Annotated in this window: 11 protein-coding genes and 1 tRNA gene; 3 read left to right on the top strand and 9 right to left on the bottom strand. The window is 36.4% G+C overall.

From position 1 onward, the window contains the following. Positions 1-128 precede the first annotated feature (128 nt). From eno to R4Y45_RS03175, 5 genes are all read right to left on the bottom strand, one after another. Positions 129-1,421 (bottom strand): phosphopyruvate hydratase, encoded by a 1,293-nt coding sequence (eno, locus tag R4Y45_RS03195; RefSeq protein ID WP_339969215.1) that lies wholly within the window; start codon positions 1,419-1,421, stop codon positions 129-131. A 76-nt stretch (positions 1,422-1,497) separates the two neighbouring features. Then, positions 1,498-2,253: a triose-phosphate isomerase gene (gene tpiA / locus R4Y45_RS03190; protein ID WP_339969211.1), complete on the bottom strand. Its 756-nt coding sequence runs from the start codon at positions 2,251-2,253 to the stop codon at positions 1,498-1,500. A gap of 24 nt (positions 2,254-2,277) precedes the next feature. Further along, positions 2,278-3,489, bottom strand: a complete 1,212-nt coding sequence (locus tag R4Y45_RS03185; RefSeq protein WP_339969209.1) for a phosphoglycerate kinase — start codon at positions 3,487-3,489, stop codon at positions 2,278-2,280. A gap of 94 nt (positions 3,490-3,583) precedes the next feature. Next, on the bottom strand, positions 3,584-4,600 hold the full coding sequence (gene gap, locus R4Y45_RS03180; protein ID WP_339969207.1) for a type I glyceraldehyde-3-phosphate dehydrogenase: 1,017 nt from the start codon (positions 4,598-4,600) through the stop codon (positions 3,584-3,586). A 45-nt stretch (positions 4,601-4,645) separates the two neighbouring features. Continuing rightward, positions 4,646-5,677, bottom strand: coding sequence for a sugar-binding transcriptional regulator (locus R4Y45_RS03175; RefSeq protein ID WP_339969205.1), 1,032 nt, complete (start codon positions 5,675-5,677; stop codon positions 4,646-4,648). Positions 5,678-5,883: 206 nt separating this feature from the next. On the opposite strand from R4Y45_RS03175, the gene R4Y45_RS03170 reads away from it, so the two are divergent. Both R4Y45_RS03170 and R4Y45_RS03165 read left to right on the top strand, forming a co-directional pair. Beyond that, positions 5,884-5,955, top strand: a tRNA-Arg gene (locus R4Y45_RS03170). A gap of 110 nt (positions 5,956-6,065) precedes the next feature. Continuing rightward, positions 6,066-7,877, top strand: coding sequence for an FAD/NAD(P)-binding protein (locus R4Y45_RS03165; protein ID WP_339969202.1), 1,812 nt, complete (start codon positions 6,066-6,068; stop codon positions 7,875-7,877). 44 nt (positions 7,878-7,921) lie between these two features. On the opposite strand, the gene R4Y45_RS03160 is transcribed toward R4Y45_RS03165, so the two are convergent. After that, positions 7,922-8,665 carry an amino acid ABC transporter ATP-binding protein gene (locus tag R4Y45_RS03160; protein ID WP_339969200.1) on the bottom strand — a complete coding sequence of 248 codons (744 nt, stop codon included), beginning with the start codon at positions 8,663-8,665 and terminating at the stop codon, positions 7,922-7,924. Then, positions 8,665-10,125, bottom strand: a complete 1,461-nt coding sequence (locus R4Y45_RS03155; protein ID WP_412747363.1) for an ABC transporter substrate-binding protein/permease — start codon at positions 10,123-10,125, stop codon at positions 8,665-8,667. The genes R4Y45_RS03160 and R4Y45_RS03155 overlap by 1 nt, the downstream gene beginning before the upstream one ends. Before the next feature lie 213 nt (positions 10,126-10,338). On the opposite strand from R4Y45_RS03155, the gene clpP reads away from it, so the two are divergent. Then, positions 10,339-10,920, top strand: a complete 582-nt coding sequence (clpP, locus tag R4Y45_RS03150) for an ATP-dependent Clp endopeptidase proteolytic subunit ClpP (protein WP_339969197.1) — start codon at positions 10,339-10,341, stop codon at positions 10,918-10,920. Between the two features lie 51 nt (positions 10,921-10,971). Here clpP and R4Y45_RS03145 read toward each other — a convergent pair whose 3' ends face one another. Both R4Y45_RS03145 and whiA read right to left on the bottom strand, forming a co-directional pair. After that, a complete protein-coding gene (locus R4Y45_RS03145) occupies positions 10,972-11,415 on the bottom strand; it encodes a MarR family winged helix-turn-helix transcriptional regulator (protein WP_339969195.1) in 444 nt (147 codons plus the stop codon). 17 nt (positions 11,416-11,432) lie between these two features. Beyond that, the gene (whiA, locus tag R4Y45_RS03140; protein ID WP_339969193.1) at positions 11,433-12,374 is read right to left on the bottom strand and encodes a DNA-binding protein WhiA; all 942 of its coding nucleotides are present in this window, start codon (positions 12,372-12,374) and stop codon (positions 11,433-11,435) included. Positions 12,375-12,382 lie beyond the last annotated feature (8 nt).

Below are 12,382 nucleotides of genomic sequence, written 5' to 3'. Positions count from 1 at the left end.
TTTTCCCTCCATTACTTAGAGACTTCACACTAATTACTATTACAACTTTAACATATATCGCGTTTTATTGCTACAAAAAAGCAGGCTTGATAAATCAAGCCTGCTTTTTAATTAAACAGATAAATTAATTATTTGTTTAAGTTGTAGAAACTGTTGATACCTTTGTATTTTGAAGTATCGCCAAGTTGTTCTTCGATTCTCATCAATTGGTTGTATTTAGCAATACGGTCTGTACGGCTTAATGAACCTGTCTTGATTTGACCAGCGTTTGTAGCAACAACTAGGTCAGCGATTGTTGTATCTTCTGTTTCACCTGAACGGTGAGATACGATAGCTGTGTAACCAGCTTCTTTAGCCATTTCGATAGCGTCAAATGTTTCTGTTAGAGTACCGATTTGGTTAACTTTGATAAGGATTGAGTTTGCAACACCCATTTCAATACCTTTTTCTAGGTATGAAGTGTTTGTAACAAATAGGTCGTCACCAACGATTTGAACTTTTTTAGCTAGACGATCTGTAAGTGTTTTCCAGTCGTCCCATTCGTTTTCATCCAATGGATCTTCGATTGAGATAAGTGGGTATTTTTCAACAAGTGATTCAAGCAATGAAGTGAATTCTTCAGCTGTGTATTCTTTGTTGTCAGCTACTGTAACATATCTACGTTTTTCTGCATCGTAGAATTCTGAAGCAGCAACGTCACATGCGATAGCAATTTGTTCACCTGGTTTGTAGCCAGCACGTTGGATAGCTTCAACGAGGATTTCAAATGGCGCTTCGTTGTTTTCTAGGTTAGGAGCAAATCCACCTTCGTCACCAACAGCTGTACTGTCGCCACGTTCTTTCAAGATAGCTTGTAGTGAATGGAATGTTTCTGCACCCATACGAACAGCTTCGTGAATGCTTTTAGCACCAACAGGCATAATCATGAATTCTTGGAAGTCAACGTTGTTGTCAGCGTGTTCCCCACCGTTAATAACGTTCATCATAGGTGTTGGCATAACGTATGAGTTTGGTCCACCTAAGTATTCGTAAAGAGGTAAGCCAAGTTCATCAGCAGCAGCGTGAGCAGCAGCTAGTGAAACACCTAAAATAGCGTTAGCTCCTAATTTACTTTTTGTTTCTGTACCATCTAGTTCGATCATTGTTTTGTCGATTCCACGTTGGTCAGTAACATCTAAACCAATAACTGCTTTAGCGATTTGTGTATTTACGTTTTCTACAGCTTTCAATACACCTTTACCACCAAAACGTGATTTATCACCATCACGTAATTCTACAGCTTCGTGTTCACCTGTAGAAGCACCTGATGGAACGATTGCGCGACCGAAGCCACCCATTTCTGTGTAAACTTCAACTTCAACAGTTGGGTTTCCACGTGAATCTAAAACTTCGCGACCTAAAATATCAGTAATTACAGACATTTCATTATCTCCTTTAATCTTTATTATACAAGTATATTTTATACTATTTCGATGAATTATTAAACCTTTTGTTTAATTAATCTTGGTAGTTTACTAATGCTAAGAATGATTCTGGATCTAAACTAGCACCACCAACAAGACCACCATCGATATCTGGTTGAGCCATTAATTCTTTGATGCTATCTGGTTTTACAGAACCACCATATTGTAAACGAACTTTGTCAGCAGCTTCGTCACCGAATTCTGCACGAATAGTTTCACGGATTGCGTGAACTGTTTCTTGAGCTTGTTCGCTTGTAGCAGTTTTACCTGTACCGATTGCCCAGATTGGTTCGTAAGCAACAACTAGACTAGCAACTTGGTCAGCTGATAGTCCTTTAAGAGCTGCTTTAACTTGACCACCAACAAATGCATCTGTTTCACCAGCTTCACGCTGTTCTAATGTTTCACCAACAGCAATGATAGGTGTCATGTTGTTTCTGAAAATAGCGTGAGCTTTTTTGTTTACGTCTTCATCTGTTTCGTGGAAGTATTCACGACGTTCTGAGTGTCCGATAACAACGTATGAAATTCCCATTTCTGAAAGAACTTTAGGACTTGTTTCACCTGTGAAAGCACCTGCATCTTCAAAGTATGCATTTTCTGCTGCTGCTTTAAGGTTTGAACCTTTTGCTGCTGCAAGTAATACTGAAAGGTCTACTGCTGGTGCAGCAATAACTGATTCAACTTTATCTGAAGCAGGTAGTTGATCTTTAACAGCTTCAACAAATTTGGTTGTTTCTTCTGGGTTGTTATTTAATTTCCAGTTTCCTGCGATAATTGGTGTACGCATATCTTAAAAACCTCCGAATTGATATTATTTATCAGAAATTGAAGCAATTCCTGGTAATTCTTGTCCTTCTAAGTATTCTAGAGAAGCACCACCACCAGTAGAAATGTGAGTGATTTGGTCAGCAATACCTAATTGAATAGCTGCTGCTGCTGAATCACCACCACCGATGATTGTAGTTGCATCTTTCAATGCACCTAGAGCACGACCTACTTCTAGAGTACCTTCAGCAAAGTTACTCATTTCAAATGCACCCATTGGTCCATTCCAAACAACTGTTTTAGCATCTGCTAATTTATCTTTAAATAGTGCAATTGTTTTTGGTCCAATGTCAAGACCCATTTGGCCATCAGGAATGTCTTCCCCAACAACTTCGTGAGCTGCATCATTTGAGAATTCTGCTGCGGCAATGTTATCAACTGGTAATACCAATTTGTCGCCTGCTTTTTCAATTAGTTCTTTTGCAAGTTCTAATTTGTCTTCTTCAAATAATGATTTTCCAATATTGTAACCTTTAGCAGCTAAGAATGTGTAAGCCATTCCACCACCAATTAAAATATGGTCTGATTTTGGAATTAAGTTTTCAATAACACCGATCTTATCTGAAACTTTCGCACCACCTAAGATAGTTACGAATGGGTGAACTGGGTTATCAACAGCTTCACCTAAGAATTTGATTTCTTTTTCCATTAAGAAACCAGCAGCAACTGGTTTGCCAGCAGCTTTCATAGCTTCAGAAATACCAACGTTAGATGCGTGAGCACGGTGGGCTGTACCGAAAGCGTCGTTTACGAATACATCACCTAATGATGCCCAATATTCACCTAATTTTGGATCGTTTTTACTTTCACGTTTACCAAAGTCGTTATCGATATCTTGGAAACGTGTGTTTTCCATTAATAGAACTTGGCCGTCACCTAAGTTGTTAACAGCATCTTCTAGTTCTTTACCTTCATTTGAAGGAACAAATGTTACATCTTGTTCAAGTAATTCACTTAAACGTTCTGCAACAGGTTTTAATGTTAAAGCTTTTTTATCTTCGTCAGATTTAATACGACCTAAGTGAGAAAGTAAAATAACTTTTCCACCATTTTCTAAAACGTATTTAATTGTTGGAAGTGCTGCAACGATACGGTTATCGTTTCCGATAACACCATCTTTAATAGGAACATTAAAGTCAGCACGAATAAGAACTTTTTTGTCTTTTACATTAACATCAGAAATCGTTAATTTAGCCATGATTTACCTCCAAAATTTCTTGAAAAAAGGCGGAAGGAGTTAACCTCCCTCCGCCTTTAACTCCAAACTAGTTATTTAAAGTTGGAATATCTAATTAAAGAGCTGCGAATTTCAATAGAGTACGAACCATTTGACATGTGAATCCGTATTCATTGTCGTACCAAGCAACTGTTTTAACTAGTTGTTTGTCACCAGCAGTTGTAACTTCTGTTTGAGTTGGGTCGAAAACAGAACCTGCAGTTGTACCAATGATGTCACTTGATACTACTGAGTCTTCGTTCCAAGCAAAACTTGGGTTGTTTTCTGTGTGTTTCTTCATTGCTTCGTTAACTTCGTCAGCAGTAACTTTTTTATCTAAAATTGTTACTAACTCTGTTAATGAACCATCTACAACTGGTACACGTTGTGCGTGTCCTTGTAATTTACCGTTCACGTTAGGAACAACTAAACCAATAGCTTTAGCAGCACCTGTTGAGTGAGGGATTGTATTTGCAGCAGCTGAACGAGCACCACGAGGGTCTCCACCGCGAACTGGACCATCAAGAAGCATTTGTGTTGATGTGTAAGCGTGAACTGTTGTCATTGTACCAACTTCAATACCGAACTCTTTATCAAGAGCATCAGCCATTGGAGCTAAACAGTTTGTTGTACATGAACCAGCTGATACGATTGTATCTTCTGATGTCAATGTGTCATCGTTTACGTTGTAAACGATTGTTTTTAGATCGCTTCCAGCTGGAGCTGAAACTAATACACGTTTAACACCTGCATCCAAGTGAGCTTGTGATTTTGCTTTTGATGTGTAGAAACCTGTACATTCTAGTACGAAGTCAACACCATCGTTTTTAACCCAAGGAATGTTTTGTGCTTGAGGTTCTGCATATACGTGGTATTCTTTACCGTCAACCACGATTGCGTTTTCTGTAGCACTAACTTCATGGTTTAATGTACCATGTGTTGAGTCATATTTTAATAAGTGAGCTAATAGTGATGGACTTGTTAAGTCATTGATTGCAACAACTTCGATATCACTTGAGTTTAATTCAAGAATACGACGAAATGCTAAACGACCAATACGTCCAAATCCGTTAATACCAATTTTTACTGTCATAACAGTTCCTCCTTAGGAATTATGTAAAATTATTTTAAAGGGGCATTATTTCCCTTTTAAAATCGAGTTAGCGGCACCTTCGTCAGTGATTAACCACGACTGACTAGGTGCATGTTTCATGTATGCTTCGATAGCTAAAGCCTTACTTTGGCCAGCAGCTACGGCAAACACACGGGGTATTCGATTAAGATCCTCTAATTGCAAACCAATTCTTGGTATCTTGTAAATCATTTGACTTTGCTGATTGAAGAAATACCCAAAGCATTCAGCAACGGCTTTTTTATCTGTCAGCATTGACCTTGTCTCTAGACTAAGTCCTCGACGTTTAGCCATAATCTGAGCATCACCAATACTATGAATCACAGCATCACTATTTGAAATAAAGTCTAACACATCTCCGATATTTTCATCTTTAATTAAAGACTTCATTGCCTCTGAACTTACGTTTTCTGGTAAGTACAAAGTCCGGTAATGTGAATGTGTACTATTTGCCATCATTTGACAAACGGTATTACTTTGAATTTCAACTGATTCACCTAAGCCCCCTCTTCCAGGAACAAAAAGCAAATCACGATGTCGATTCAATGTTGGGGAAAGTTGAGAAGCGACACTCGACATTGTTACACCGCCAAAAACAGTGATAATGTTACGACCTAGTGGCAGTAACAGCTTCAATGCGTCGTTTAAAGCATCTCCTAGTGACTTAGATAGATGCGGTTGAACATCAGTGTTACCTGGTACAATTACCGCTCGAGCTATCTGAAGATGGGCAGCTAAATCAGACTCAATTTGACTCACGTTATAGACTTTTGCAATAACTGGTGCCAACTGTTCTAATGTCTGCTCACCTTTTTCAGTCAGAGTCATTCCACGACGTCCAATATCAATCAAACCAACTTGCTTTAAGTATTCGGTTTCCGTTCGCATACTGCGTTCGGATAGCCCAAGTTTAATTGCTAAAGATCGTCTACCAACTGGTGAAAGCCATGAAATTTGTTGTAAAATTTCATATCGCTGTCGAATGACTTTTAAGAAATCCGGAGCGATATTCTCTATCCACGATAAATTATTTAACATGAATGACACTCCTTTTGGGTCTCAAAACGTCCCTTTAATGTCGTTAAGTGACCCATCAATTTCAAAAAATTAAGAAGTAGCTTTTTTGCTATCTCCCTCATTCGACAAATAAAGTATACCAACTATAAATTTTGTTTTCAAGTGAAAACTTTATTTTTTAATTTGTTGGCTATTTATAATTTTATTGTTATAATTCTCATTGTGTCGCACCTTTAGTGTAATGGATCGCACGCAAGATTCCGGTTCTTGAAATCTGGGTTCGACTCCCAGGAGGTGCATCTTCAAACCATAAAGCATTGTAAATTGAATGCTTTATGGTTTTTTATTTACCCAAAAATGTTACGATAAAAATGATTATTACTTAGGATATTAGAAAGTAGGTTTAATTATGAAAATTGCAATTGTTGGGGCTGGCCCTCGAGGGATTTCAACACTTGACCAACTCAATTTAACTAGTCATCGTTTTGCTAGCAAGTCTTTAGATATCATTGTCTTTGACTCCTTTGATATCGGTGGAAGTGTTTGGATTGATAAGCAAAACCCCTTATTAATCATGAATACTCCTTGTGGGCAAGCAACTTTATTTAGTGAAAACACATCCAATACCCCTAGTTTTTTTGATTGGATTAAATCAACTCATAGTTCGCTTGCTATAAAAAACAGTGCACTGTCAAACACACATACTGATATACTCTTAAAAGAGATAACACATTTGACGCCTACTGATTATGCATCCAGAAGTTTATTTGGTGTCTACATTAATTGGGCCTTTCACCAATTAGTAGACTTACTCGCAAAAAAAGATATCTCTGTTAATTTTATTAATCAAGAAGTTACGCGTGTTACACCAATTGATTTTCATCAATTTGAAGTCCAAACTTCTAGTTTTACAGATACATTCTCTGCAGTCTTTATGGCAACAGGATTTCCTTTAAACACATTAACTCAATCAGAAAGTCGCCTGACTGAATTCGCAACTGAAAATGATTTAACTTATATCCCTGCTAAAAACCCTAGTTTAGCTAATTTAGACACGATCAAACCAAATGAGACTGTTATTCTTCGCGGACTCGGTCTCACATTTTATGATTATGTCACATTGCTTACTCAAGATAGAGGCGGTCATTTTTCAAAAACTGATTCAGGACGCTATATTTATCACAAAAGCGGTCAAGAACCTATCATGTATGGCTTTTCTAGAAGAGGTTATCCCTCACACGCAAAAGGCAATTACGAAAAAGATTTAAATGAATCCATGACACCACAATTCTTAACTTTATCGTATTTAAAAACACTTAGTCCTCATACCCTATCATATAAAAGTTTTATTAATCGAGTAATCAAAGACTTAGCCTATATTTACTATAGTAAAAGCTTCCCTGAATTAGATAAAGCTGATTTGTTAGCACAATTAACAAATGGTCATCTCGATGATAATCTTAAAAGAAAACTTTTACCTGATAATGACTTTGATTTCAGCCGTTTGATGCAACCGGAATCTGAAGTTAAGCCAAAAGACTTAGATGATTTTACAACAACAATTGGTAATTTCTTACTTTCAGATGCTACCCAAGCACTTGAAGGCAATCAAACTAGTCCGCTTGCAACAACGCTTGAAATGATTCGTGATCTTAGACAAAGTATTCGCTTTATCATCGAACATAATCTTTTTGAACCTGCAGACTATGTTAATCAATTTCTAGGTAGCTTTAAATCTCTTAACAATTTTCTGGCTGCGGGTCCTGCTGTAACACGATTACTTGAATTAGAAGCACTCGTTAAAGCAGGTATTGTGCACTTTATTGCACCACCTGTTCAATTTAAAACTTTTGATAACCAATTCATGATTCAAAACCATTGGCATTCAATTAAAGCAACCACTTTAATTGAAAGTCGTTTGCCAAAAGAATCCGTACTAAGTGCTCACGATAGTGTTTATCAACAGCTACTTGAGGACACCATAAAACCACATACACTTGGAGAGAATAACTTACAAACAGGGGCTGTTGCTGTTGATCGCAAAACTAACCAGGTTATAGACCAAAAAGATGAACTCATTGAAAACTTATTTATTTGGGGACTACCAACAGAAGGGCTTCATTTCCAAACGACAACTGTTGCCCAGACTACACCTCATAATTTCTTCCTCAATGAAAGCCGAGAAATGATTAAAGCACTTATTACCAACATCAATTATTAGTCACTAAAAAAAGCTAACGCATCTTTTGCGTTAGCTTTTTTTAATTATAGTACTTTTGATAAAAAGTCTTGTGTTCGTTTGTGTTGTGGATGGTCAAAGATTTGTTCAGGTGTTCCCTGCTCAATAATATGTCCCTGATCAAAGAATAACACATGATCTGCCACTTCTTTAGCAAATCCCATCTCGTGAGTAACCACAAGCATGGTCATGCCTTCTTTAGCCACATCTTTCATCACGCCTAAAACGTCGCCAACCATTTCAGGATCTAATGCACTCGTTGGTTCGTCAAAAAGCATCACATCTGGATTCATCACAAGTGAACGAGCAATCGCCACACGTTGTTTTTGTCCACCTGATAAAGAATCTACCTTAACTTCTGCTTTATCACTTAATCCAACACGTTTTAAGTATTGACGCGCTTTCTTTTCAGCTTCTTCTTGACTCATTAAGCCAAGTTCTCTTGGTGCTAAAGTTAAGTTGTCAATCACGTTTAGGTTGTTAAATAAGTTAAAGTGTTGAAATACCATTCCGATTTTTTCACGGACTTTATTGATGTCAGTTTCTTTACTGTTTAAATCATGACCATCAATGTTAATATTGCCACCAGTTGGTTCTTCTAAATGGTTTAACATTCTTAAAAAGGTACTCTTACCCGATCCAGAAGGTCCAATAATAACCACAACTTGGTTACGTTTAACGTCTAAATCAACGCCTTTAATGACGTGATTGTCACCGTAACTTTTTTGTAAGTCACGAACTTTAATAATATTTTCGCTTGATTTAACCATTATTTGTTCAACCTTCTTTCCATATAGTTAGAAGCCCATGTTAACAAGGTAATAATCACTAAGTAAATGAGTGCAATGATTGCCCAAACTTTGAATCCTTCAAGGTTTCTGGCAATAATGATTTTACCTGTTTGGGTTAATTCAACTAATCCAATAATTGATAAAATTGACGTATCTTTCAATGTGATAATAAATTGGTTAATAAATGATGGAATAATCAATTTAATTCCTTGTGGTAAAACAACTCGTCTCATGGCTTTACCAAATGGCAATCCAAGTGAACGTGCCGCTTCCATTTGTCCCTTATCAACAGATTTAATTCCTCCTGCAATAAAGGCTGCAGTATAAGCCCCTTCATTAAACATTAAGGTAATAATTCCGGCAACAACAGCGGGAATTCTAACCCCTGTTAAACTTGGAATACCTGTATAAATGAATAACGCTAAAACTAGCAATGGTAAACCACGGAAAATGTAAATCACTGTTGTTGAAATTCCGTTTAAAATTTTACTTGGAACAACGCCCATTAAACCAAAGATAATACCAAAGATGGTCGCAAAGAAAATTGCCATTACCGTTAAAATCATGGTTTCTTTCAGTCCATCAAGCAAAGCTGAGCCATTAACTTTAAGTAATCCACCAAAAGTACTTTCACTTTCTTTTTGTTGTTTTTGTAGGGCCAAGGCATCATTTCCTAAGTAACGTGAAATGATTTGATCATATTCACCGCTTTGTTTGATTTTTTCAAGTCCACGGTTAAAGGCTGCTAGTAATTCAGGATTTTCACCCTTTTTAACTGAAAATCCATATTGGCCAGTCGTATTAGCTTCTGAAGAAACTTTCAATGCTGTTCCTTGATTGATAGCATAAGTAATAACTGGCATATCTTCAAATAATCCAGCTGAATTTCCCGTCAAAACATCTTGATACATGGAATTAGTATCATCGAATGTCACAACTGTAAATCCATACTTTTTAGCTTGTTCCATACCATAGTTTGCTGCAGCTGTACCCGTTTTAACAGCTACACGCTTACCTCTAGCATCTTCCATAGATTTAATGGCATCATTGCTTTGGGCAGTTACAAAAACAGCCCCCGTATTAAAATACGGTGTCCCAAAATCCATTTTCTTTTCGCGATCAGCTGTAATTGTTGTTCCTGCAATCAAGCCATCTACTTGACCAGTATCAAGCGCTTGAACTGCTGCACTAAATCCGAGTGGTAAAATTTTAACTTCAAAATTTTCAGCTTTCGCCACAGCTTTTATAATGTCAATATCGATTCCTATGTATTCTGTGTTATTTGAATTTGAAAATTCAAAAGGTGGATAGGTGACATCCGTTCCGATTTGGTAAACTTTTTTTTCTTCGGCTTTGACAGTTTCTTGATGACTGGTCATAAAAAGACCACTCACTAAGAGTGCCAAGCTCATCACAACTAGCATAATTTTGCTTTTCATTGTAAACCCTCTCACACAAATAATGTTTTTAGTATAATACTTAATATAATTTTAAGATATCATATTTTAGTATTAAAACGCCAGTTTAATTTGGGTATGCGCCCTTTTGCCTATGCAAAGTTACGCTTTTCATATTGACCTTATGCTTATTTTATGATTAAATTAGCACAGTACTTAAAAGAGTGCTAATTACTAAAAGGAGGCACTTAAAATATGCTTATACCAACAGTTATTGAACAAACTTCTCGTGGTGAACGTTCTTACGATATTTATTCTCGTTTACTAAAAGATCGCATTATCATGCTATCTGGAGAAGTTAACGACCAAATGGCTAACTCAATTATTTCACAATTACTTTTCTTAGATGCACAAGATTCAGAAAAAGATATTTCTATCTATATTAACTCACCTGGTGGGGTGATTACATCTGGATTAGCTATCTTAGATACCATGAACTTTATTAAATCTGATGTTCAAACAATTGCAACAGGTATGGCTGCATCAATGGCCAGTGTCCTACTTGCAGGTGGAACAAAAGGTAAACGTTTTGCTTTACCTAACTCAACAGTTTTAATTCACCAACCTCTTGGTGGTGCGCAAGGACAAGCTACTGAAATTGAAATTGCCGCTGAAGAAATTTTAAAAACACGTAAAAAAATGAACAAAATTTTAGCTGATGCGACTGGACAAGATATTGAAACTATCCAAAAAGATACTGAACGTGATCATTATCTAACTGCTCCAGAAGCAAAAGAATACGGTTTAATTGATGAAATCATGACTAACAAACGTTAGTTAAGTTAACCAAACTCAAAAAAATACGCCTCATTAAATGAGGCGTATTTTTTATATCTCAAAACTAATTGAAGACAGCTTTGACCCTAATTGTGTCATTGTCTCTCTTAATGTCTTGTATTGTTCAGGTGTTAAATCTAACTTACTCAAACAAAAGTTAAGATGATCATATAGTTCCTGACGTTTTTCAACAGCTGAATCTGTCGGGGTTAAGACCAAACGACGTTCATCTTCTGCAGAATGTCGACGCTTAACCCAATCTAGTTTTTCAAGTCTTCTTAATAACGGCGTTAAAGTCCCACTGTCAAGACCGACATTCTCGCCTAATTCTTTCACAGACATCGATTCATGCTCGTATAAAGCAAGCATAACAATGTATTGTGCATAAGTTAAATTAAAAGGCTCTAGTGCCTTTGAATAAAATCGTTTAAAAAATTTATCAGCTTGATAAATTGAAAAGCATAATTGCTCTCCTAGAATAATTTCATTGTCCATATTTGATTCTCCAATTTTTATTCTGTTCTTATCTTGTCCGCAATATCATTCAATTTTTTAAATCGATGATTGATTCCAGATTTTGAAATTGGACCGTCTGGAATTTTTGCGGCTAATTCTTTTAATGACATCTCCTGATTTTTCATCCTAAATGAAGCCAAAACTTGTAATTTTTCTGGCAACATTTCTAATCCATATGTTTCTTCAATTAAAGTGATATTTTCAACTTGTCTAGCAGCAGCATTAGCTGTCTTTTTAAGATTAGCAGTATCACAATTAACTAAACGATTAACTGAATTTCTCATATCTCGCATAATTCTCAAATCTTCAAAAGCTAACATAGCGCTCGTTGCTCCTGTAATATTTAAAAACTCAGCAATTTGCTCAGCGCCTTTTAGATAAGTGATATAACCACTACGTCTTTGAGTCGTTTTAGCATTAAGATGAAATTGATTCATAATTTTAGCAATGGCTTCATTGTGGTCTTGATGATTAGAATAAATTTCTAAATGATAACGACTAGTTTCCGGGTTATTGATACTACCCCCTGTTAAAAAAGCGCCTCTTAAATAACAAATACTGTCTTGTTGACTCTCCATCACACGCTGTGGAATTGTTGTACTAATGTCAAAGGAATTAGGTTTCATAATTTTTAAATCATCTAAAATATCTGACACTTTTTCTTTGATTCGCACAACATATTGGTTGTTTTTTTTCAATTTCATTTTTCTTGAAACAATAATTTCAGGTTCAATATTATATACTTTTTTCATCAAGGAAAATAAGCGTCGAGCTGTGGCTGGATGTTCAGTTATAACATTAAGTTGTAGCCGACTATGACCAATTGAAATTGAACCGCTCATTCGAATAAATGCAGCTAATTCAGACTTGGCATGTTCATAGTTAACCTCTAGTGACGCAAGCTCTTTTTTTACTTGGCTTGCATAAGATGCTACCATACGCTTCT

Source organism: Holzapfeliella saturejae, assembly GCF_037546065.1.
In the GTDB taxonomy this organism is placed as follows: domain Bacteria; phylum Bacillota; class Bacilli; order Lactobacillales; family Lactobacillaceae; genus Holzapfeliella; species Holzapfeliella saturejae.
This window is presented reverse-complemented; position numbering and strand designations above follow the sequence as displayed.

Coding starts and splice junctions, on each gene's coding strand:
- eno (WP_339969215.1), bottom strand. CDS start 1,421: ATGTCTGTAATTACTGATATTTTAGGTCGCGAAGTTTTAGATTCACGT.
- R4Y45_RS03185 (WP_339969209.1), bottom strand. CDS start 3,489: ATGGCTAAATTAACGATTTCTGATGTTAATGTAAAAGACAAAAAAGTT.
- tpiA (WP_339969211.1), bottom strand. CDS start 2,253: ATGCGTACACCAATTATCGCAGGAAACTGGAAATTAAATAACAACCCA.
- R4Y45_RS03145 (WP_339969195.1), bottom strand. CDS start 11,415: ATGGACAATGAAATTATTCTAGGAGAGCAATTATGCTTTTCAATTTAT.
- R4Y45_RS03175 (WP_339969205.1), bottom strand. CDS start 5,677: ATGTTAAATAATTTATCGTGGATAGAGAATATCGCTCCGGATTTCTTA.
- R4Y45_RS03160 (WP_339969200.1), bottom strand. CDS start 8,665: ATGGTTAAATCAAGCGAAAATATTATTAAAGTTCGTGACTTACAAAAA.
- R4Y45_RS03165 (WP_339969202.1), top strand. CDS start 6,066: ATGAAAATTGCAATTGTTGGGGCTGGCCCTCGAGGGATTTCAACACTT.
- gap (WP_339969207.1), bottom strand. CDS start 4,600: ATGACAGTAAAAATTGGTATTAACGGATTTGGACGTATTGGTCGTTTA.
- whiA (WP_339969193.1), bottom strand. CDS start 12,374: ATGGTAGCATCTTATGCAAGCCAAGTAAAAAAAGAGCTTGCGTCACTA.
- R4Y45_RS03155 (WP_412747363.1), bottom strand. CDS start 10,125: ATGAAAAGCAAAATTATGCTAGTTGTGATGAGCTTGGCACTCTTAGTG.
- clpP (WP_339969197.1), top strand. CDS start 10,339: ATGCTTATACCAACAGTTATTGAACAAACTTCTCGTGGTGAACGTTCT.